Consider the following 22,000-nt stretch of genomic DNA (forward strand, 5'->3'; position numbering starts at 1 on the left):
CTCCGCCGTACGGCAAAGGTACGGCCCTGCCCGACGCGCCCACATCGGCCCTATCGAGCCACCGGCGGGGAACTGCGGAAATTAGTCACGACGGCTCTTTACCAATGGGCTGACTGCCCCGCCCACGACGGCGGCGGAAACCGTGGAGGCACTCCCGGCCCCACCCTCCCCTACCAACCCCGCGGTCCCGGCCGGAATGCACCCGACAACCGTTTCTGCTGACGGAAATGGGGCCTCGAAGGGCCGAAACCGCGAAACACCGGGCATTGGGCCGAACGGCGCACCCCCCTAACGGCGACGGCTGGCGGCTGGCGGCTGGCGGCTGGCGGCTGGCGGCTGGCGGCTCAACCAACCGGCAGATGCCTTCCTCACCGGACGGCGGGTGCCGCGCTGACCGCCGCTCACCCCGGCGCTCATCGGCGCAGCCTCGCTCGCACAGGCGGTCACCGCGATGGGCCCCCCGGCCTCGCGGGCGGCACACCTAGCGCCGTCGACGCGCCGCATGTGGCCAAGGCCGAGGCGCCACATCCATCCGGGCCCCGTGGGGTGCCGTGCGCATGGCACAACTCGGTCAGCACCTAGTGTGAAGGCTGTGCATGCCCGGCCGTACGGCGAGACGGGATCGGATTCAATACAAGAACCCCCGCATTCCAACCCGGACTGGCAGGGGAATGCGGGGGCTTCACACTAGCCGAGTCAGCCGACGAGCTGGACCTCGCTGTGCGTACCGTCCGCGTCCACGCCGGGGTAGTAGCTGACGTTGCCGTTGCTCCAGCGAATGAGGATGTCATTGGGGCGGTTGGCAGCTGCGGTGAACGAGCCGGTGGTGAGAATCTGTGCGTTCTTCCAGGCGGAGTCGTCGGGGCGGATCCGGATGCGGCCGTGATAGCCCGCGGTGTCAACGCCGGGGAAGAGGCTGGTGTTGCCGTCGTTCCAGCGGATGACCAGGTCGGCGGTCTTCTTACCGGTGAACTCACCGGCGCTGATCTGCGCGGCTTCGGTCCAGCTCTTGTCCGCCTTGGTCAGCTGCGATTCCTTGCGGACACCGTTGGTGTCGGTGTCCGAGTACATCGACGTGGAGCCGTCGTCCCACAGGACGAGCAGGTCGTCGCGGAGCGGGTTCGCCGTATAGCGGCCCGCCGTGATGAGGCGGGCCCGCTTCCACGTATCGCTGTAGGCGAGTTCCTTCTCGTCGTGGAAGCCGTTCTGGTCAGCATGGGTGTACGTCGACAGCTTGCCGCTGGCCCAGCGCACAGCAATCCCGTCGCTGCCGCTGCCGGTGAAGTTGCCACCGGTGACGGCTCGGGCGTCCTTCCAGTAGCTTCCCGCATCGGCGACCTTGTGCTCGGCGGAGAAGGGGTACTTGGGGTCGCTATGGTCCGCGCCCTGATAAAGGCTGGCCGAGCCGTCCTTCCAGACCACGAACAGGTCCATCCGACGCTTACCGGCCGCCGAACCACCGGTGAAGTAGCCGGACGCCATGTGCGCGGCGTTCTTCCAGTTGGCCCGGGAGAGAAGATTGCGGGAGGAGACGGTCTGGACCCAGCCGGCGATGTCGTCGACACGGGCTTCAGAGGCGTTTCTGCTGGTCTGGGTCTCGTCGGAGCCGAAGCAGCCGCCGTGCCCGGACATGCTGTGGACGCCGACCAGCTCGTATCGGCCACCGATGTCCCGGAAGGTCGGGCCGCCGGTGTCGCCCTGGCAGACAGCCGCGTCATCGGACTTACCGGTGAGGCCGATAGTGGTGTCCTTCACCGCTTCCACGGTGAACTTCGCGTAGTGCATGCGGTCGGGCACCCACTCGTCCTTGGTCCGCCCGTAGCCGGCGACCCACAGGTCTTCGCCCGGCAGCAGGGGGTTGAAGCCGAGGCCGGTGGGGCTGATCCCGGTGACCGGCTTGGCCAGCTTGGCCATCACCAGGTCTCGGTCCTCGCGCGGAACGAGTTCCACGACGTCCACGACGCTGCCGCTGTCACGGGTGAGGTCAGCGCGGCCGATGGTGGCCGTCGTCCTCAGCTTCGGCGTACCCGCAGCCACCTTGTAACCCTGGGCGGGGTTATCTGCGAAGCAGCTGGCGGCTGTGACCAGCCACTGTTGCTCGACCAACGCGCCCGAGCAACTACGCTGCCCGCCTCCGATGTCCAGCTTGGCCGTGAACGGGTACGTGCCGTCCTTGGCCGCCTCGCCGACAACCGCGTTCGCCGGAACGCCAGCCAGCAGGCTGGCTGTGACGGCAGACGCGAGAATTCCTGTCACCCACGCTGCGCGTGGACGTATGGCAGGCATGTTGTTTCCTTCTGGGTGTGACCGGGTGAGGCGGGGCTGATCCGGAGCTGTGACGCGTGAGGTGAAGGTGAAGGTGCTCAGCCGGTGACGCGGAGCTCGACGAGAACGGTCGACGCGCCTTGGGCGCCCTCCCCGACACTGCGCTGCCCGTTCCGGGGAACGTCGACGGTCGAGGTATTACCTTCGGCGGTGACACTGGCCCGAACGGCATAGTTGCCGACCATCACCATGAACGTCTCGGGTATCTCCAACGAGAGGTACCCGGACTTGCCGGACCCCGTGACCTTGAAACAGAACGTTCCATCGCCGTCACCGTGTCGACTGTGGACCGTGATATCCCTGGAAACACTGCAATCGGCCAGGAGGATGTGCCCGTCCCCCTTGCGTAGCGCGATCCCCTTCTCTTTGAGAATCTTCGCTGCGTTGGGGTAGTTGAAGGTCTCAACCGCAGAAGACAGAGGGGCATCACCATCAGGTCCGGGGGCAGCGGTGGCAGTGCCAGGGACGAGCACGCCGGAAAGAAGTGATGTGGCTGCCACCGCACCAGTAGCCAGCGTTCTGCACATGCGAAGTATCACCGGGGTTCCCCTCGAAGGTTCCTGACGCTGCGAAAGCACGCGTAATGGCCAGATAAAGGTGGGCCGAGAGGACAAGTTACCACGCTCCGCGATCATGTGATTACTTGACCTCCCGTGACGCCCTTCAACCCTGCCCCGACAAAGGGCTACCGCCGGTAGCGGGTCGATGAGCACATGGCACTTGCGGGGGTTGACCTCCATGACCCTTGGTCACCGGTGCGGCAGAGGTTGGCGCGGAATCAGCCCAGCCCAGTGGCTCAATCCGATTGGAACTAACGGTTCTAGTTGACCGCTTGGCTCATCGTCGCCCGGGACATGGCTATGCTCTGGAAGCCGAGGGCATGCAAGCCAAGAGCGATCGCCTCCGGTTTTGCTTCTTGCCGGCACGCCACCACAACTACCGGCAGTGCGCGGGGCGTGAGAAGTGCCTGCCGCGCCGTCAGGTTCCCGAATGGCGCCACACTTGGCACCAACGAGTGGTCGTCCTAGTCGAGTTCGGCCCTCGATTATCCATCGGCATGACATCCTCTTGAGGTCATCATGGTTATGCTCACCGAGCCGACATTCGGCATCTGACAACTCCGGTTGCCAGTAAGTGAGATGAGTGTTTCCTTGAGACGAAGAGTGCGTTGGAGGGTCGCCACGGGGAGGGCAGCTCACGCTATACGCGTGCTTTGCCTGAGCCTGTTGCCCTTGGCATTCATGGTCGGGCTGCTCGGGCCTACACCCGCCATAGCCGACGGCGCTACAGGCAGCGACCAGAGTGGCCTCCCAATTCTGCCCCCACTCAGGGGTCAGGTCGTTGAGCTGTGGAAGGCCGGTGGGCCAGGGGTCAAGGCTGCCGCGGAAGTCGCCCTGACAGGAAGCGACGAGGATGTCGCCCATTTCCTGGACCAGGTGGACAAGAAGACGGTCCAGGACAACCAGGTGGCCGCTGCCCAAATGTCCAGCGTGGGCGGCCGGGCCCTGCAAGAAGCCGCTCGCAAGGCACTGGAAGGCAGTCCTGCTGAGCTGAAGGCCTTCCTGAAAGACGGTTGGAAGGCCCCGCTCGAACAGGACGATCGAGTCCGCGTAGCGCAGATCATCAACACGGGTGGAAACGGCGTCCAGAAGGCCGGACGCGCCGCTCTCAACGGTACGGCCGAAGATGTCAGGGCGTTCCTGGAGAAGGGTCGATACGCCCAGCGTGATCAAGACGAGCGGGTTCAGGTCGCGCAGATCCTGAGCGTTGGCGGGACTGAGATCCAGACCGCCGGCAGGATCGCGCTCGAGGGATCGCCGGACGATGTGCGTGAGTTCCTAGAGGTCGGCCAGTACGTGGCGCGCGCCCGTGACCAGGAACAGACCACCATTGCCCAACTGGCGGAGCTGGCCCGTGAGGCAGGCCGTCAGGCCGCCGCGCAGACCGAGGCCGCCAAGGACGCCTCGGCCCGTGCAGTCACGGCCTCAAAGCTGGCGAAGGCGGCAGCCAAGAAGGCCGCCGCCGAAGCCTCGGCGGCCAGGGATGACGCACAGGAAGCCGCTGGGGCAGCAGGGCGTGCAGCATCGGCAGCCAGTCAGGCCGCTGCTGCCGCACAGCAGGCGATCGATGCGGCGCGTGCGGCCAACAACTCGGCCCGCATCGCGGCGAACGCCGCGGCCCAGGCCGCATCAGCAGCGGCCGGAGCCGCCCAGGCCGCTTCCCGGGCCCGTAGCTCGGCGGCTGATGCAGCCACCGATGCCGGCAATGCCTCCGCTGCGCGCAAGGCGGCTGAGGACGCGCGAACAGCTGCCAAGGGCGCCAGGTTGGCAGCGGACGCCGCCGACCAGGCCAGCATTGCTGCCTCTGCCGCCGGGGACGCCGCGCAGGCTGCCTCCAGCGCCGGCGCCAACGCCGGAGAAGCCGCCGACGCTGCTGAGGAGGCCAGCGGTTACGCCGACCAGGCCGACGGGTTCTCCGTCGAGGCCAGGGAAGCCGCCGCAGCCGCTCGCCGTCAGGCCAACGAAGCCACCAGGGCAGCCAACGCCGCGGAATACCTGGCGCGCAAGGCCGCCACGGCTGCCGGTGAGGCGCGCGATGCAGCCAGGTCAGCCGCAGAGCATGCTGAGGCCGCAGCCAAGGCCGCTGACGAGTCGGCCGAGCACGCCGGTGAAGCCGCTAAGGCCGCCGACAAGTCCACTGCCCACGCCAAGGCAGCCAAGGAGGCTGCCAACTTCGCCAGCGGAGCAGTCGCCAAGGCAAAGGCCACCTACGACCTGGCACGCCAAGTCGAGACCGCTGAACTCCTCACCCGCACCAACGAGGGCATCGAGGAAGCCAAGGACCTCAAGGCAGTAAACGACAAAAGCCAGGCGGAACGAACCCGGGCGACCCAGAAGACCAAGGAGCTGGACGCCGAGGCCCAGCGTCTGGCCTCCGAGGCAGCTACGCCGGGAGCCGATGCCAAGTCCGTCACGGATAAGGGTCGCAAGCTCGCCTTGCTGGCGATGAAAGTCCGGGGGCCATGGAGCCGCGCCGCCGCTGAAGCCGCTCTCGGCGGTTCAGACGCAGACCTCACCCACTACATCCGCACCGCGTGGAAGGAAGCCGCTCAGCAGGACGACCGCACCCTGGTCGAGCGGCTCGCCGAGGAAAGCTCCCTGGAGCCCGTCCGGGACGCCGCGGAAGAGGCTCTCAAGGGTGACACCGCGCAGATCACCGCGTTCCTCAACTCCGGCCAGTATGAGGCTGGCGCCAAGGACTTTCGCGTCCACATCGCGCAGATCATGTCTACCGGCGAGCGTGGAGTCCAGGAAGCCGGCAGAGCCGCGCTGGACTCCGGATCCATGGACAAGATCCGCGAGTTCATCACCACCGGGCAGTACGCAGCCCGAACCCAGGACGAGAAGGTCCGTGCGGCCCAGCTGTTCGACAGTGGTGGACCAGAACTCAAGGCCGAGGCCCGTATCGCTCTGGAGGGGCCGCCGCAGCTGCTGCACGTCTTCATCCAGTCTGGGCAGTACAAGGCTCAGCGCAAGGACCTTCTCGCCAACACCCACAAGGCGCGAGTTCAGCAGCTGATCGCGGAAGCGGCGCGAACCGCGGCTACCGCCCAGATGAACGCTGCCGAAGCCGGCAAGGTCGCCGCCATCGCCCGCAAGGCCGCCGCCGAAGCCAAGGAATATGCCAGGCAGGCGCAGGCGTCGGCCAACGACGCCAAGAACTCCGCCGCGCAGGCGGCCCAGTCCGCCAAGGAGGCCGAGGCCTCCGCAGCCCGTGCCGCCGAATCAGCTAGGACTGCCCGCGCAGCCGAAGCCGACGCCCACCAGGCCGCAGAAGACGCGGCCATGTCAGCAGCCGACGCATCAGTTTCAGCGGAGCTGGCACACGTCTCCGCATCCAGCGCCTGGGCCTCGGCTAATGAAGCCCGCGCCTCCGCCACTGCAGCCGGAAAAGACGCCAACGCTGCCACCAAGGCAGCCAACGAAACCTTCGCCATAGCCGTAAAGAAGCTCAAGGAGGAGACGGAAGCCAAGCGGAAGGCCGCGCTGGAAGCCAAGCGCAGAGCTCAGAATACTCCGGGCGGGATAGCCCGGGCACGATACCGGTGCCAAATCCTGGGGTGCGAAGCCTACGAGAATCCCGCCCGCTGGTGTCAGCACCGTGAAGTCCTTTGCGACATCTTTTCCAAGGGCCCGGCTATCGAAGCTGCCGCCAAGGGACTTTGGAACGCCGAGAAGAATCTTCTCCTCATTGGCCAGATTCAAGGGTGCGCAAAACATTTTGAGCCTGGGCCTTGCGTTCAACTCGTACAGGACCTTGCGTTCAACCAGAAACTTCGAGCGCTGAGCACGGCTTACGACGAACTGCGGCGCCTGAATTGGGGAAGCGGCTGCCAGCAATGCTTCCTGGCCGGGACCAAAGTACTCAAGGGTAACGGTTCTACACAGAACATCGAGGACGTCAAGAAGGGAGACGAGGTCCTCGCCACCGACCCAGTCAGAGGCAAAACAGCTCCCCGCAAGGTCACCCGCCTGATCGTCACCGAAGACGACAAACACTTCAATGAACTGACGATCGCCACCCGCAACGGCCCGAAGAAGCTCACAGCCACCTACGAGCATCCATTCTGGAGCCCATCAGAAAACCGCTGGCTCAAGGCCAGCGAACTCAAGCCAGGCACAAGCCTCTTGAGCAACGACAAGACCGCTGTGCGCGTGGAAGCCAACCGCTCCTACGACCAGCACGCACGCACGTATAACCTCACCGTCGAAGACCTTCACACGTACTATGTGATCGCCGGTACCACACCAATACTGGTGCACAATTCCGACTGCAAGAGGATGGTGCTCGGAATTGGCGAGCACTCAGAGAAACTTGCAAAAGAACTGGAGGGCTACACGTTCAACGACCCAAAATACAGAAAAGTGATCGGCCAGGTCAACGGTATACCGTATGCGGAGTGGATGGCCGAGGTGGAAGGCGTCCTTCGCAACAATGGCAAAATCGCCATATCCCTTCGCGGCTTTAAGGGGAAAACGCCCGAGGAGCAATTCTTGAACGCCTACAAAGCTGGCGGACAGCCGGGGTGGGCGGCAACCCAATGGGAAATGCACCAGGTCGGCAAGCACGCCTACCTGGGAAACCTTGACTGGAAACATGTCGATTTCTATGACGGGAACGGCACAAAGGTCCGATTCGACGAACCCGACTGGCAGGAACTAAGGAAAGGAACAAAGGAATGAGTGAGCTGTATCGTTCCGATCGGTACTTTAAAGTCTGGCAGTATACGGTGAGTCACCGTCGCCTGCTCCTGAGAAGCACTCTGGACAACCCACCGTCGACTCGAATCGACGTGCACTTTGGGGGGGTTAGCCTCATGCTCCTTCGCCCGTACTACGAGGGGCTGGTCATCCGCGAGGGGACCGAAAAAGAACACAGGCTCGTGGCGAGTGAGTACGGCGTCCGAGTAGATCTCGGGTCTCTGTTTATCCTAGGACAGGACCTGTCAAGCTTCGTGGTCTCAGGAAAGCCTCAATGGCATGAAGACGAGGGCGAATTCGGAGATCCCTCCTGGTTCGGCCATATGATCGGAACTCCGTAGAAACAGTCTCCGAGATTCGCTTAACGCGGAGCGCTCGGGACTGCCTTTACGTAGCACCGAAGAACAAACGGGCCCCCGTCGAATCAACTCGGCGGGGGCTTGACCGATGACGTTCGGGGCATGACCGAAGTCGCGGGAATGACAAGAGTGCCCTGGCGGGAATGTCCACGCTGAATAGGGCACGCAGCGCTCGGCTGGGCTATGGCTTACGGCAAGTTCGGGCTGGGCTGCGCGCTACACGCCGCTTTCACGAGGACGCCCCGCCCGAACTGAGCGTGGCCCTCGCCGTGTTGGCGCCTCACTAGCTGCCACCGCGACCCTCACGATGACGCGGGTACTGCTGCGGGCGGCCTGTGAACCGTCCGCCGTCTGCGCGTCCGGGCTACTCATGGACATCATCACCCTGATGGCCAATCAGGACGGGGACAGCGCGGCCTATGCCGCCAAGAACGCGCTCGGCGCTATCCTGCTCGCCGCGCTCGGGGGGCCTGCTGTTCGGGCTGATCCTGTCTTGGGGGCAGGTCTCTCTCCCCTCGCTGGGCCCTGTTTCTCGCCGGAAGGCGGATGCCCGCGCTGGCTGCCGCTCACCCCGGCGCTCATCGAGGCGGCCACGCTGCTCCGTACGGCGTCCTCGGCGTCGGCTACACATCCTCACCTCCGTCGGCACGGTCACCATACGAGCCGGTGACTTCCGCTCCTCGGCGAAGCCCTGCTCGTGAGCCGGATCGGCCTCGGCGCCTTCGCCGTCTACGGCGTCGCGCTGATCGTCGCCACCCGCCCGTACCGGCGGGGCGCACCCGCCCTACTCCCCCGGCGGAGCCGACTCCGTGATGCCCGCCACCAGCTCGTCCGCCGCCGCGTACGGGTCCAGGTCGCCGGCGACGATCCGCTCCGCCAGCGCGTCCAGGCGGCGGTCACCGTGCAGGTCGCCGATGCGCTCGCGCAGGGCGGTCACCGCGATGGTCTCCACTTCGCGGGCCGCCCGCGCCACGCGCCGCTCCGACAGGACGCCGCGCTCCTCCATCCACGCCCGGTGCTTCTCCAGCGCCTCGACGACCTCGTCGAGGCCCTCACCGCGCGCGGCCACGGTCTTGACGATCGGAGGCCGCCAGTCGCCCGGGCCACGGGACTCGCCGAGGCCCAGCATGTGGTTCAGCTCGCGGGCCGTGGCGTCGGCTCCGTCACGGTCTGCCTTGTTGACGACGTAGACGTCGCCGATCTCCAGAATGCCCGCCTTCGCCGCCTGGATGCCGTCGCCCATGCCGGGGGCCAGCAGCACCACGCTCGTATCGGCCTGGGAGGCGATCTCCACCTCGGACTGCCCCACGCCCACCGTCTCGACGAGGATCACGTCGCAGCCCGCCGCGTCCAGCACCCGGATGGCCTGGGGTGCGGCCCAGGCCAGGCCGCCGAGGTGGCCGCGGGTGGCCATCGAACGGATGTAGACACCGGGGTCGGAGGCGTGGTCGGACATCCGCACGCGGTCACCGAGCAGGGCGCCGCCCGAGAACGGGGAGGACGGGTCGACGGCGAGGACGCCGACCCGCTTGCCCGCCCTGCGGTAGGCGGACACCAGACCCGAGGTGGAGGTGGACTTGCCGACGCCGGGCGAGCCGGTGAGGCCGACGACGTACGCCCCGCCGGTCAGCGGGGCGAGCGCCGCCATCACCTCGCGCAGCTGCGGGGAGGCCCCCTCGACCAGGGAGATCAGCCGGGCCACGGCCCGCGGCCGGCCTTCCCGTGCCTGCTCGACCAGCGTGGGGACGTCCGCCATGACTGCTCCGTTCCGATCTGAGAAAGCCCGAATCCGCGCGTCAGTACCCGGTGGGGGTCAGTTCCCCGGCACCCGGATGATCAGCGCGTCGCCCTGGCCGCCGCCACCGCACAGCGCCGCCGCGCCCACGCCGCCGCCGCGCCGCTTCAGCTCCAGCGCGAGGTGCAGGACGATGCGGGCGCCCGACATACCGATGGGGTGCCCGAGCGCGATGGCCCCGCCGTTGACGTTCACCTTTTCCGGGGACACCCCGAGGTCCTTCATTGACTGCACGGCCACCGCGGCGAACGCCTCGTTGATCTCGATGAGATCGAGGTCCTCGACCGCGAGGCCCTCCTTGCCGAGCGCGTGATTGATCGCGTTGGACGGCTGGGACTGGAGGGAATTGTCCGGGCCGGCCACATTGCCGTGGGCACCGATCTCGGCGATCCACTCGAGGCCCAGCTCCTCGGCCTTGGCCTTGCTCATCACGACCACCGCGGCGGCGCCGTCGGAGATCTGCGAGGACGTACCGGCCGTGATCGTGCCGTCCTTGGCGAAAGCGGGCCGCAGCTTGGCCAGCGACTCGGCCGTGGTCTCCGGGCGGATGCCCTCGTCCTTGCTGAAGATGACGGGCTCGCCCTTGCGCTGCGGAATCTCCACGGGGGTGATCTCCGCCTCGAAGAGGCCGTTCTTCTGGGCGGCGGCGGCGCGCTGGTGGGAGCGGGCCGCGATCTCGTCCTGCGCCGGGCGGGCGATGCCGAGACGGGTGTTGTGCTTCTCGGTCGACTCGCCCATGGCGATGTTCTCGAACGCGTCCGTCAACCCGTCGTGCGCCATCGCGTCGAGCATCTCGATCGCGCCGTACTTGTAGCCCTCACGGGACTTGGGCAGCAGGTGCGGGGCGTTGGTCATCGACTCCTGGCCGCCGGCCACCACGATGTCGAACTCGCCGGCGCGGATGAGCTGGTCGGCCAGCGCGATGGCGTCGAGGCCCGAGAGGCAGACCTTGTTGATGGTGAGGGCGGGCACGCTCATCGGGATGCCACCCTTGACGGCCGCCTGGCGGGCCGGGATCTGCCCGGCGCCGGCCTGGAGCACCTGGCCCATGATCACGTACTGGACCTGGTCGCCGCCGATGCCCGCCCGGTCCAGGGCCGCCTTGATGGCCACCCCGCCCAGGTCGGCACCGGAGAAGGTGCGCAGCGATCCGAGGAGGCGCCCCATGGGAGTACGGGCGCCCGCGACGATCACGGAGGTCTTGCCGGTGGAACCGTTCGTACCGGTCATGATGCGCGGCCCCTTCGAGCGGAGGAGGTTAACGAGGGTTTCCGTCAATGTACTGAGCGGTACCCGCCCGGTCACCGGGCAGCGGGTGTGATCGCGCGCACGTTGCGTAACCACGCGTACGGCGGTGCACTGGAGCCATGCTGACGCGAATCGACCACATCGGGATCGCCTGTTTCGACCTCGACAAGACTGTCGAGTTCTACCGTGCCACGTATGGCTTCGAGGTGTTCCACAGCGAGGTCAACGAGGAGCAGGGCGTGCGCGAGGCCATGCTCAAGATCAATGAGACGTCCGACGGCGGGGCGTCGTACCTCCAGCTCCTGGAGCCCACCCGGGAGGACTCCGCGGTCGGCAAGTGGCTTGCCAAGAACGGCGAAGGGGTCCATCACATCGCCTTCGGCACCGCCGACGTCGACGGCGACGCGGAGGCCATTCGGGACAAGGGCGTGCGGGTCCTCTACGAGGAGCCGCGGATCGGTTCGATGGGCTCGCGGATCACCTTCCTGCACCCCAAGGACTGCCACGGTGTTCTCACCGAACTGGTCACCTCGGCGACCGCCCCCGGGGCGGAGCACTGACCACCGCCTCCCCCGGCCGGTAGAGTGCAGGCTCAGCCGGGGTACGGGTGGGGCCCGGCCCAGGCTGTACCGATGATCTGACACCATTTCTTCGGAAGGGCGGGCTCCGGGGTTCCACCAGTACGCAGGACGGGGCCGGCCGCCAACGCGACCAGGGGACGGATGGGACCGCGCAGTGCGGGGCAACGACCGCTACGAGGCTGACGACCACCTCTCGCAATTCGAAGCCGAGATGGAGCGGCTGAAGAAGGAGCGGGAGAAGGCGGTCCAGCACGCCGACGACCTCGGCTATCAGGTCGAGGTGCTGCGCGCCAAGCTCCACGAGGCGCGCCGCACTCTCGCCCACCGTCCGGCATACGACACCGCCGATATCGGGTACCAGGCGGAGCAGTTGCTCCGTAATGCCCAGATTCAGGCGGAACAGCTGCGCACGGACGCCGAGCGCGAGCTGCGCGAGGCCCGGGCCCAGACGCAGCGCCTCCTCCAGGAGCAGGCCGAGCGCCAGGCCCGGATGGAAGCCGAGCTGCACGCCGAGGCCGTCGCGCGCCGACAGCGGCTGGACGAGGAGCTCAACGAGCGCCGCCAGACCGTCGAGTCGCACGTCAACGAGAACGTCGCCTGGGCCGAGCAGCTGCGGGCGCGCACGGAGTCGCAGGCGCGGCGGCTGCTGGAGGAGTCCCGGGCGGAGTCGGAGGCCGCGCTGGCCGCCGCCCGCACGGAGGCCCAGCGGCTGACCGAGCAGGCCCGGGCCCGGCTCGGGGCGGCCGCCGAGGAGGCGCGCGCCGAAGCGGAAGCGATACTGCGCCGGGCGCGCACCGACGCGGAGCGGCTGCTGACCGCCGCGTCCACGCAGGCCCAGGAGGCCACCGACCACGCCGAGCAGCTGCGCACGGCCACCAGCGCGGAGTCCGACCAGGCCCGTACGACGGCGGCCGAGCTGACGCGCGGCGCCGAGGCGCGGATGCAGGAGGCCGACACGGCGCTGCGTGAGGCGCGCGCCGAGGCCGAGAAGCTGGTCACCGAGGCGAAGGAGTCCGCCGCCCGCCGGCTGACGTCGGCGGAGTCGGAGAACGAGCAGCGCACCCGTACCGCCAAGGCCGAGATCGCCCGGCTGGTCGGCGAGGCGACGAAGGAGTCCGAGGCCCTCAAGGCCGAGGCGGAGCAGCTGCGTGCCGACGCCCGGGCGGAGGCCGACCGGCTGCTGGCCGAGGCGTCCGACAATGCCCGCAGCGCCGCCGCCGAGGATTCCGCGGCGCAGCTCGCGAAGGCCGCGCGGACGGCGGAGGAGGTCCTGACCAAGGCGTCCGAGGACGCCCGCGCCGCCACGAAGGCGGCCGCCGAGGAGGCCGAGCGGATTCGCCGGGAGGCGGAAGCCGAGGCCGAGCGGCTGCGTGAGCAGGCGGCGGACACCGCCGAGCAGCTCAAGGGCGAGGCGAAGGACGACACCAAGGAGTACCGCGCCAAGACCGTCGAGCTCCAGGAGGAGGCACGGCGGCTGCGCGGCGAGGCCGAGCAGCTGCGGGCCGACGCGGTCGCCGAGGGCGAGCGGATCCGGGGCGAGGCGCGCCGGGAGGCCCTCCAGCAGATCGAGGAGGCGGCCAGCACCGCCGAGGAGCTGCTCGCCAAGGCCAAGGCCGACGCGGAGGAGACCCGGGGCGGCGCGAGCGCCGAGAGCGAGCGGGTGCGCACCGAGGCGGCCGAGCGCGCGGCGGTGTTGCGCAAGCAGGCCGAGGAGGTGCTGGAACGGTCCCGCGCCGAGGCCGAGGAGATGGCCGAGGAGGCCGAGGACCACGCGACGCGCACCCGTACCGAGGCGGCGGAGGCCGCCCGGCAGCTGCGCGAGGAGGCCGAGCGGGCCGCGAAGGCGCGGCGCGAGGAGGCGGACGCAGAGCTGACGCGGCTGCACACCGAGGCCGAGCAGCGGGTGGAGTCCGCGGAGACGGCGCTGCGCGAGGCCCGTACGGAGGCCGAGCGGCTGCGCCGGGAGACCGCCGAGGAGACCGAGCGGCTGCGGACGGAGTCCGCGGAGCGGGTCCGTACGCTCCAGGCGCAGGCCGAGACGGAGGCCGAGCGGCTGCGGACCGAGGCCGCCGCGGAGGCGGCCGGTGCGCGTGCCGAGGGCGAGGCCGTGGCGTTGCGGCTGCGGACCGAGGCCGCCGCGGAGGCGGAGCGGCTGCGCGACGAGGCGCGGGAGAAGGCCGACCGGGTGCGGGCCGAGGCGAACGCCGCGGCCGAGCGGACGGCCGCCGAGGCCGCCGAGGCGCTGACGGCGGCGCAGGAGGAGGCCGCCCGCCGGCGTCGCGAGGCCGAGGAACTGCTCGGCGACGCCCGCACGGAGGCGCAGGCCGAGCGGGCCGCGGCCCACGAGCAGAGCGAGGAGCTGCTGGCGTCGGCCCGTAAGCGGGTCACGGAGGCGCAGGAGGAGGCGCGGCGGCTGGTCGAGGAGGCCGAGCAGCGCGCCACCGAGCTGGTGGCCGCCGCCGAGCTGACGGCTCAGCAGGTCCGGGACGCGGTCGCGGGGCTGCACGAGCAGGCCGAGGAGGAGATCGCCGGGCTGCGCTCGGCGGCCGAGCACAACGCCGAGCGGACCCGTACCGAGGCGCAGGAGGAGGCGGACCGGGTCCGCGCCGACGCCTACGCCGAGCGCGAGCGCGGCGGTGAGGACGCGGCCCGGATGCGGGCCGAGGCCCAGGCGGCGAAGGACGCCGCGAAGGCACTGGCGGAGCGGACGGTCGAGGAGGCCGTCGCCGAGGGGCAGCGGCTGGAGGCGGAGGCCGCCCGCACGCTGGACGAGGCGCGGGAGGCCGCGGGCGCCCGGCGCACCGAGGCCGCCGAGCAGGCTGACCAGTTGCTCGCCGAGGCCATGGCCGAGGCGGAGAAGCTGGTCACGGAAGCCGAGGAGACGGTCGAGCTGGCCCGGGCCGAGGCGGCCCGGACGGCGGACGAGGCCCGTAAGGCCGCCGACGGCAAGCGCGCGGAGGCCGCCGAGCAGGCCGACACCCTCGTGGTCGAGGCGACGATCGAGGCGGACCGGGTGCGTGCCGAGGCCGCCCAGGTGCTCGACGACGCCCGCGAGGCCGCGAACGCCCGGCGCACCGAGGCCGCCGAGCAGGCGGACGCCCTCCTGGCCGAGGCGACCACGGAGGCCGAGCGGCTCGTGGCCGAGGCCACCGCGACGGTGGACACGGCCCGCGAGCGGGCCGAGGCGCACCGTGCCGAGGCCGCCGAGCGGGCCGAGGCCCTCCTGGCAGAGGCGACCGCGGAGGCGGAGCGGCTGCAGGCCGAGGCCGCCCAGGCCCTGGACGAGGCCCAGGAGTTCGCCGAGACGCACAAGGCGGAGGCCACGGGCGAGGCCGAGCGGCTGGTCGCCGAGGCCGAGCGGACCGTGGACGAGGCCCGGGAGGCCGCGAACGCGCATCGCACGGAGGCCGCCGAGCAGGCCGACGAGCTGATCGCCAAGGCGACGTCCGAGGCCGAGCGGATGGTCTCGGACGCGTCGGCCAAGGCGCAGCAGATGCGCATCGACGCCTCCGACGCGCTCGCGTCGGCCGAGCAGGACGCGGCGCGTGCGCGCGCCGAGGCCCGCGAGGACGCGAACAAGATGCGGGCGGAGGGCCACGCCGAGGCCGAGCGGATCGTCAACGCGGCGACCGAGCTGACCTCTTCGGCGCAGGACGACGCGGATCGTATCGTCGACGAGGCCCGCGAGGCCGCGGGGGCGCGGCGCACGGAGGCCGCCAAGCAGGCCGACGAGCTGATCGCCGAGGCGACGGCTCAGGCCGAGCGGATGCGTGACGAGGCCGAGGAGAGCCTCGAGACGGCCCGGGCCGAGGCGGCCCGGACGGCGGAGACGGCCCGCAAGGCCGCCGATGCCCAGCGCACGGAGGCCGGCGAGCAGGCCGACGCGCTCATGGCCGAGGCCACCGCCGAGGCGGAGCGGCTGCGTACCGAGGCCGCCAAGGTCCTGGACGAGGCCCGTGAGGCCGCGAACGCCCGCCGCACGGAGGCCGCCGAGCAGGCGGACGCCCTTGTCGCGGAGGCGACGGCGGAGGCCGAGCGGATGCGGCTGGAGGCCGAGGCCGCGCTCAACTCCGCGCAGGAGAACGCGAACAGCACGCGTGCCGACTCCGCGAAGATCAAGGCCGATGCCGTACTGGAGGCGGAGCGGCTGCGGTCCGAGGCGCGGGCCGAGGGCGAGCGGACCATCGACCAGGCGCGGGACGCGGCCGCGCAGAAGCGCACGGAGGCCGCCGAGCAGGCGGACGCGCTGATCGCCAAGGCCCAGGAGGAGGCCCTGCGGGCCGCCGCGGCCGCGGAGGAGCAGGCCGACACCATGGTGGGCGCCGCCCGCCGGGAGGCCGAGCGGATCGTCAAGGAGGCCGCCGGCGAGGGCAACACGCTGGTGGAGCAGGCCCGTACCGACGCGAACACCATGCTCGCGGAGGCGCGCGGGGACGCGACGGCCATAAGGGAGCGGGCCGAGGAGCTGCGCTCGCGGCTCGAGGGAGAGGTCGAGGAGCTGCACGACCGGGCCCGCCGGGAGGCGGCCGAGGCGATGCAGTCGGCGGGTGAGCGCTGCGACAAGCTCGTCGCGGCGGCCACCGAGCAGCTGACGGCGGCGGAGGAGAAGGCGAAGAAGCTGGTCTCCGACGCCGGGGCCGAGGCCAACAAGGTCCGGATCGCCGCCGTGCGGAAGGCCGAGGGGCTGCTGAAGGAGGCCGAGCAGAAGAAGGCGGCCGCTGTACGCGAGTCCGAGCGCCTGCGCACCGAGGGTGCGGAGGAGGCCAAGCGGCTCGTGGAGGAGGGAAAGCGGGAGTTGGAGGTGTTGGTGCGCCGTCGGGAGGACATCAATGCCGAGATTTCCCGTGTCCAGGACGTGTTGGAAGCGTTGGAATCATTTGAGGCCCCGGGGGCAGGCGGCACCAAAGACGGTGGGGTGAAGGCGGCTGCGGGCGCGGGGGCAACTCGATCGAGTGGCAAGCAGTCCGAGAAGTAGCCACTCAAACGGGGGGACATTCTCCAGTTGTCCCTCCCATCCCCTCGTTGACACGCCGCTCGCACCCCTAGGATTCCCTCTATCACCTCACCGGTCTCTTTCGACAGGAACCCCATGAGTGACACTTCCTCCCCCTTCGGCTTCGAGCTCGTGCGGCGTGGCTACGACCGCGGCCAGGTGGACGACCGCATTTCGAAGCTCGTTGCCGACCGTGACAGCGCACTGGCTCGCATCACGTCTCTGGAAAAGCGGATCGAGGAGCTGCACCTCGAAACGCAGAACGCTCAGGCCCAGGTCAATGACGCGGAGCCGTCCTACGCGGGTCTCGGGGCGCGGGTCGAGAAGATCCTGCGGCTGGCCGAGGAAGAGGCCAAGGACCTGCGCGAGGAGGCCCGTCGGGCCGCCGAGCAGCACCGTGAGCTGGCCGAGTCGGCGGCGCAGCAGGTGCGCAACGACGCCGAGTCGTTCGCCGCCGAGCGCAAGGCGAAGGCGGAGGACGAGGGCGCCCGGATCGTCGAGAAGGCGAAGGGCGACGCCGCTTCCCTGCGGGCCGAGGCGCAGAAGGACGCGCAGTCCAAGCGTGAGGAGGCGGACTCCCTCTTCGAGGAGACCCGCGCCAAGGCCGCCCAGGCCGCGGCGGACTTCGAGACCAACCTGGCCAAGCGCCGCGAGCAGTCCGAGCGTGATCTGGCGTCCCGCCAGGCCAAGGCCGAGAAGCGGCTCGCGGAGATCGAGCACCGGGCCGAGCAGCTGCGCCTGGAGGCGGAGAAGCTGCGTACGGACGCCGAGCGCCGGGCCCGCCAGACGGTGGAGACCGCGCAGCGCCAGGCCGAGGACATCGTCGCCGACGCCAACGCGAAGGCCGACCGGATCCGCAGCGAATCCGAGCGCGAGCTGGCGGCGCTCACCAACCGCCGCGACAGCATCAACGCCCAGCTGACCAACGTCCGCGAGATGCTGGCCACGCTGACCGGCGCGGCGGTGGCCGCGGCCGGCGTCCCCGGCGACGACGAGCCGATCTCCCGTGGCGTCCCGGCCCAGCAGAGCCGCTGACCCTTGAGTGACGCCCCCTAGCGGGCTGTACGTACCCAGCGCGTCGTGCGCAAACCCCTGTGGCGCACGGGGCGCTGGGCTGTTTCCGGCCATAGTTTCGGCCAGCTTCGCGGTCGGTTTCCGGTCGGCTTTCCGTCGGCGCACGGCCGGGACATGATCGCGATCCGGCCGGGGCCGGCCGCGTTCCGGACCGGCCGCCACCGGTGGCGAGGGGTCCCGGGCGCCCTTAGCGTGAGTGGATGATCGAGCTTGAGGGGCTGACCAAGCGCTACGGCGAAAAGCTCGCCGTGGATCACCTCACCTTCACCGTGCGCCCCGGGATCGTCACCGGCTTCCTGGGCCCCAATGGCGCGGGCAAGTCCACGACCATGCGCATGATGCTCGACCTGGACAACCCCACCAGCGGCTCGGTGCGGATCGACGGCAGGCACTACCGCTCGCTGAGGGACCCGCTGAAGGTCGTCGGCGCCCTGCTGGAGGCCAAGGCCTGGCACGGCGGCCGCAGCGCCCACAACCACCTGCTGTGCCTGGCACAGAGCAACGGCATCCCCCGTACCCGGGTGCGGGAGGTGCTGGACACGGTCGGCCTGACCTCGGTGGCCAAGAAGCGCACCAAGGGCTTCTCGCTCGGCATGGGCCAGCGGCTCGGCATCGCCGCCGCGCTGCTCGGCGACCCCGAGATCCTGATGTTCGACGAGCCGGTCAACGGGCTCGACCCCGAGGGCATCCACTGGATCCGCAATCTCATGAAGAACCTGGCGGCCCAGGGCCGTACGGTCTTCGTCTCCTCGCACCTGATGAGCGAGATGGCGCTGACCGCCGAGCACCTCGTGGTCATCGGCCAGGGCCGGCTGCTCGCCGACACCTCCATGGCCGCCTTCATCGCGGAGAACTCACGGTCGTACGTACGGATGCGCTCGCCCGACCACGAGCGGCTGCGGGACGTGCTCTCCGGGGCCGGGATCACCGCCCGGCCCGCGTCCGACGGCTCCCTGGAGGTGGACGACGAGGACGCGCCGCACCTCGGCGAGCTGGCCGCGCGGCATCGGATCACGCTGCACGAGCTGAGCCCCCAGCGGGCGTCCCTGGAAGAGGCCTTCATGCAGCTCACCGCCGAGTCGGTGGAGTACCACGCGCACGACGGCCGCCCACCGGAGGAGGTGCCGCCCGGCGCCCCGGCGGCGCCGCCGGGCGGGCGCCCCGGCTGGGGAGCCGACTGGCGGAAGAAAGGGGCCTGACGATGGCGGTGGTGACGCAGGTCCTGCAATCCGAATGGACAAAGATCAAATCCGTGCGTTCCACGGTGTGGACGCTCGGTCTGGCCGTCGTGGTGACGGTCGCGCTCGGCGCGCTGATCAGCGCATTGTCCAAAAACGAGTTCGACAAACTCTCCACACGGGAGAAACTGACCTTCGATCCGACCTTCACGAGTTTCGCGGGGATGGGTCTCGGCCAACTCGCGATGATCGTTTTCGGTGTGCTGGTGGTGTCGAACGAATACAGCACCGGAATGATCCGCACCTCGCTGGCGGCCGTTCCGCAGCGCGGCACCTTTCTCTTCAGCAAGATCACTATTGCCGCGCTGCTCGCGTTCGTCGTCAGCATGATCACGAGTTTCGTCGCCTTTTTCGTCGGCCAGGCGATGCTCGGCGACCTCAAAGCGGCCCTCGGTGACCCCGGCGTCCTGCGCGCGGTGATCGGCGGCGGGCTCTACATGACGCTGATCACGGTCTTCTCGATGGGCGTCGCGACGATGCTGCGCAGCCCGATGCTCTCGCTCGGCATCCTGATGCCGTTCTTCTTCCTCATCTCGGCCATCCTCGGCAACGTCTCCGCCACCAAGAAGGTCGGCCAGTACCTCCCGGACCAGGCAGGGCAGAAGGTCATGCAGGTCGTCACCTTCGACGACGACGCCCCCTACGGGCCGTGGGGCGGGTTCGCGATCATGGCGGTATGGGTGATCGCCGCGCTGATCTGCGCATATGTCCTGCTGAAGAGGCGGGACGCTTGAGCTCTCGGTGATCGCTCCCTGACCCACCGCCGACCCTCGAAATTCCACAAATCGGGAACCGTCAACCCTCGTCTATCCTCCTAACCCTCACGGGGGCTTATTGCCCCGACCAGCTCGCGAGGGGCGGAGAATGATCGAGGCAGTCGGCCTGACGAAGCGCTACGGCGCCAAGACGGCCGTGTACAACCTGTCGTTCCAGGTACGGCCAGGCGCCGTCACCGGCTTCCTGGGGCCCAACGGCTCCGGCAAGTCGACGACGATGCGCATGATCCTGGGCCTGGACAACCCGACGGCCGGGCAGGTGACCATCGGTGGCCACCCGTTCAACAAGCTGCCCAACGCCCCCCGCCAGGTCGGTGCCCTCCTCGACGCGAAGGCCGTGCACGGCGGGCGCAGCGCGCGACAGCACCTGCTGTCCCTCGCCCAGCTCTCCGGCATCCCGGCCAGCCGGGTCGACGAGGTGCTCGGCGTCGTCGGTCTCCAGGACGTGGCCCGCAGGCGCTCCAAGGGCTTCTCGCTCGGCATGGGCCAGCGGCTCGGCATCGCCGCCGCGCTGCTCGGCGACCCGCAGGTGCTGCTCTTCGACGAGCCGGTCAACGGCCTCGACCCCGAAGGCATCCTGTGGGTCCGCAACCTCATGAAGCGGCTCGCCGCGGAGGGCCGCACGGTCTTCGTCTCCTCGCACCTGATGAGCGAGATGGCGCTGACCGCCGACCACCTGATCGTCATCGGCCGCGGCCAGCTGATGGCCGACATGAGCGTCACCGACTTCATCTCCGCGAACTCGGCGGACTTCGCCCGCGTCCGCACGCCCGACGGCGAGCAGGAGGGTCGTGAGAAGCTCACCGCCGCGCTGGTCGAGGCGGGCGGCCAGGTGCTGCCCGAGCAGAACGGCGCGCTGCGCGTCACGGGGCTGCCCCTCCCCCGGATCAGCGACCTCGCGCACGGCGCGGACGTCCGCCTGTGGGAGCTCTCCCCGCACCAGGCGTCCCTGGAAGAGGCCTACATGCGCCTCACCCAGGGCGCGGTCGACTACCGCTCGACCGTCGACCAGATGTCCGGCTTCCAGCAGCCCGCCCCCGGGTACGGGCACCCGGGCGCCCCGCAGGGCTGGGCCCCGCCGCAGGGGCAGCCCCAGGGCAACCCCTACCCCGTGCTTCCGGGCGAGCAGCCCAACCCGTACGCGCAGCAGCACCAGCAGCAGTTCGCCGCCACCCCTGCCGCGCCGCAGCACCAGCAGCCTCAGCCGCCCGCCGCGGCTCCGGCCGCTCCCCCGGCGCAGCCGACCGCCGCGCAGGCTTCCGCACCCGCCCCCGCCGACCTCACCAAGCGCGACAGCGAGGACGCCCGATGACCACCCCCCAGCACCCCGCGCCCCCGCAGTCCGCCCCGCAGGGCCCGCCGCAGGGACCCCCGCAGGCCCAGGCCTACGCCCAGCCGCAGCCGCAGGGGCAGCCGCCTCATCACGAGCAGGGCTACTGGCCGGGCACCGCGCCCGCCGGCGGCTACGTCTCGCCGATCCCGATGCGCAAGGCCACCCTCGGGGACGCGCTCGCTTCCGAGTGGACCAAGATCAAGTCGGTCCCCTCGACGATGTGGACGCTCGGCGTCATGGTCGTGCTCGTGGTCGGCATCGGCATCCTGATCGGAACGATCGCCAGTGCCGTGGACAAGGAGCTGAACGCCTCGGCACTGGGCGGCGGCTTCTTCGGCGTGATGCTGGGCTCGATCTGTGTGATCACGCTCGGCGTGCTGACGATCACCTCGGAGTACGGCACCGGCATGATCCGTACGACCCTGACCGCCTGCCCGAACCGCGTCCGGGTGCTGACGGCCAAGGCGATCGTGTTCTTCGCCCTGACGTTCGTGATCACCCTGGCCTGCACCGCGCTGGTGGGCGTGATCAACACGGCGCTGCTGGGCGATCTGGCCCTTGAGGCGACGGGCGCGGAGTGGTTCAAGGCAACGGTCGGCGTGAGCCTTTACACCGCGACGCTGGGCCTGTTGGCCCTCGCCGTGGGCACGCTGCTGCGGCACTCCGCCGGGGCGATCACGACCATGCTGGGCGTGGTGCTGCTGCCCGTGGTGGTGGCGATGTTCATGATGTCCGACAGCCTCTCGGACGTGCGTGAGTGGCTCTTCGAGTACTCGATCCCCAGCCAGCTCGCCGTCATCGCCGTATCCGACGGCTCCGGCGACGGGGACGGCATGACCGGTTGGGACCCGCTGTGGATCATGCTGATCCTGGCCGGCGCGGCCCTGGCCGGCGCGTACGCGTCGATCACGAAGCGCGACGCGTAACGCTGGGCGCTGGGCCTTTCCGACGCGTCTCGCGCCGATCCGGCCTTGCAGGGGCTCCGCCCCCTGACCCCCGGCAGGGCCCGTGCCGAAC

The 22,000-nt window shown here is 69.6% G+C and carries 13 protein-coding genes; 9 read left to right on the forward strand and 4 right to left on the reverse strand.

Going from position 1 to position 22,000, the window contains the following annotated elements:
* Positions 1–696 precede the first annotated feature (696 nt).
* Together FHS38_RS08560 and FHS38_RS08565 are read right to left on the reverse strand one after the other, a co-directional pair.
* Positions 697–2,286, reverse strand: coding sequence for a S1 family peptidase (locus tag FHS38_RS08560; RefSeq protein WP_184732512.1), 1,590 nt, complete (start codon positions 2,284–2,286; stop codon positions 697–699).
* 77 nt (positions 2,287–2,363) lie between these two features.
* Positions 2,364–2,825 carry a hypothetical protein gene (locus FHS38_RS08565; RefSeq protein ID WP_229822730.1) on the reverse strand — a complete coding sequence of 154 codons (462 nt, stop codon included), beginning with the start codon at positions 2,823–2,825 and terminating at the stop codon, positions 2,364–2,366.
* A gap of 741 nt (positions 2,826–3,566) precedes the next feature.
* Between FHS38_RS08565 and FHS38_RS08570 the strand changes: the two genes are divergently transcribed.
* A complete protein-coding gene (locus FHS38_RS08570; RefSeq protein WP_229822746.1) occupies positions 3,567–7,568 on the forward strand; it encodes a polymorphic toxin-type HINT domain-containing protein in 4,002 nt (1,333 codons plus the stop codon).
* Entirely contained in the window at positions 7,565–7,927 is a 363-nt protein-coding gene (locus tag FHS38_RS08575; protein WP_184732514.1) for a hypothetical protein, read from the forward strand. Before FHS38_RS08570 ends, FHS38_RS08575 begins: the two co-directional genes overlap by 4 nt.
* 802 nt (positions 7,928–8,729) lie before the next feature.
* Here FHS38_RS08575 and meaB read toward each other — a convergent pair.
* Together meaB and FHS38_RS08585 are read right to left on the reverse strand one after the other, a co-directional pair.
* Positions 8,730–9,701 carry a methylmalonyl Co-A mutase-associated GTPase MeaB gene (gene meaB / locus FHS38_RS08580; protein WP_184732517.1) on the reverse strand — a complete coding sequence of 324 codons (972 nt, stop codon included), beginning with the start codon at positions 9,699–9,701 and terminating at the stop codon, positions 8,730–8,732.
* 57 nt (positions 9,702–9,758) lie between these two features.
* Entirely contained in the window at positions 9,759–10,970 is a 1,212-nt protein-coding gene (locus FHS38_RS08585) for an acetyl-CoA C-acetyltransferase (protein ID WP_184732519.1), read from the reverse strand.
* Between the two features lie 137 nt (positions 10,971–11,107).
* On the opposite strand from FHS38_RS08585, the gene mce reads away from it, so the two are divergent.
* The 7 genes from mce to FHS38_RS08620 all read left to right on the forward strand — a co-directional run bounded on the left by mce (position 11,108) and on the right by FHS38_RS08620 (position 21,909).
* Entirely contained in the window at positions 11,108–11,548 is a 441-nt protein-coding gene (mce, locus tag FHS38_RS08590) for a methylmalonyl-CoA epimerase (protein WP_184732521.1), read from the forward strand.
* A gap of 175 nt (positions 11,549–11,723) precedes the next feature.
* Positions 11,724–16,544 (forward strand): polarized growth protein Scy, encoded by a 4,821-nt coding sequence (gene scy / locus FHS38_RS08595; RefSeq protein WP_184732523.1) that lies wholly within the window; start codon positions 11,724–11,726, stop codon positions 16,542–16,544.
* A 114-nt stretch (positions 16,545–16,658) separates the two neighbouring features.
* The gene (locus tag FHS38_RS08600) at positions 16,659–17,597 is read left to right on the forward strand and encodes a coiled-coil domain-containing protein (protein ID WP_130879962.1); all 939 of its coding nucleotides are present in this window, start codon (positions 16,659–16,661) and stop codon (positions 17,595–17,597) included.
* Between the two features lie 239 nt (positions 17,598–17,836).
* Complete coding sequence (locus tag FHS38_RS08605) at positions 17,837–18,835, forward strand: ABC transporter ATP-binding protein (RefSeq protein ID WP_184732524.1); 999 nt, start codon at positions 17,837–17,839, stop codon at positions 18,833–18,835.
* On the forward strand, positions 18,832–19,608 hold the full coding sequence (locus FHS38_RS08610; RefSeq protein ID WP_184733369.1) for an ABC transporter permease: 777 nt from the start codon (positions 18,832–18,834) through the stop codon (positions 19,606–19,608). The genes FHS38_RS08605 and FHS38_RS08610 overlap by 4 nt, the downstream gene beginning before the upstream one ends.
* Before the next feature lie 130 nt (positions 19,609–19,738).
* Positions 19,739–20,962 (forward strand): ABC transporter ATP-binding protein, encoded by a 1,224-nt coding sequence (locus tag FHS38_RS08615; RefSeq protein WP_184732526.1) that lies wholly within the window; start codon positions 19,739–19,741, stop codon positions 20,960–20,962.
* On the forward strand, positions 20,959–21,909 hold the full coding sequence (locus FHS38_RS08620; protein ID WP_184732528.1) for a DUF2705 family protein: 951 nt from the start codon (positions 20,959–20,961) through the stop codon (positions 21,907–21,909). The genes FHS38_RS08615 and FHS38_RS08620 overlap by 4 nt, the downstream gene beginning before the upstream one ends.
* Positions 21,910–22,000: the final 91 nt, after the last annotated feature.

The sequence above is a fragment of the Streptomyces netropsis genome, assembly GCF_014203545.1.
GTDB classification, from domain to species: domain Bacteria; phylum Actinomycetota; class Actinomycetes; order Streptomycetales; family Streptomycetaceae; genus Streptomyces; species Streptomyces netropsis.